The sequence below is a fragment of the Streptomyces sp. rh34 genome, from assembly GCF_002551245.1.
GTDB lineage: Bacteria > Actinomycetota > Actinomycetes > Streptomycetales > Streptomycetaceae > Streptomyces.
In genome coordinates this window covers 1-851 of record NZ_NTGZ01000564.1, presented here as the reverse complement: position 1 = coordinate 851, position 851 = coordinate 1, and the positions used below count along the sequence as shown (strand labels likewise).

The window sequence follows — 851 nt, the reverse complement described above, 5'->3', positions numbered from 1 at the left end:
TCGACGGGCAGAGCGCTGCCTACAACCTGCCCATCGCGATGCGTCTGACCGGTGATCTGGACCGCGCGGCGCTGCAGGCATCCATCGCCGACCTGGTGACCCGCCACGAGAGCCTGCGCACCGTCTTCCCCGACACCGACGGCGTCCCCCACCAGGTCGTGCTCGACCCCACCGCGGTGGAGATCGGGCTCGACACCGTCCGGACGAGCGAGGACGAGCTGGACGACGCGCTGTCCGCGGCCGTCCGGGTCGCCATGGACCTCGCGGTCGAACTGCCTCTGCGGGCGCATCTGTTCGAGCTGGGTGAGCGGGAGCACGTCCTGCTCCTGGTGCTGCACCACATCGCGGGTGACGGCTGGTCGATGGCCCCGCTCGCCCGTGACCTGGCCGACGCCTACGCGGCGCGGCGGGCCGGCGAGGCGCCGGACTGGACGCCGCTGCCTGTGCAGTACGCGGACTACACGCTCTGGCAGCAGCAGGTGCTGGGCTCCGAGGAGGACCCGCGGAGCCCCATCTCCCAGCAGCTCGCCTACTGGACCGACAACCTCGCCGGCCTCCCCGAAGAGCTCTCCCTGCCCGTCGACCGCCCCCGCCCCGCCGTCGCCGGCGGGCGTGGCGGGCGCGTCGCCTTCTCGCTCGACGCCGACCTGCACCGCGCGGTCAACGACCTCGCGGGCGAGCACCGGGCCAGCGTCTTCATGGTGCTCCAGGCCGGGCTCGCGGCGCTGCTCAGCAAGTTGGGCGCAGGAGACGACATCCCGATCGGCACGGCCATCGCGGGCCGTACCGACGAGGCGCTCGACGATCTGATCGGGTTCTTCGTCAACACGCTGGTCCTGCGCACCGACACC

General features: G+C 72.4%; 1 protein-coding gene. It reads left to right on the top strand.

What is annotated here, in order from left to right; genetic code table 11:
• Positions 1-851, top strand: an 851-nt coding sequence (locus CR470_RS38220; protein WP_257139079.1) for a condensation domain-containing protein, incomplete at both ends; no start/stop codon positions are given.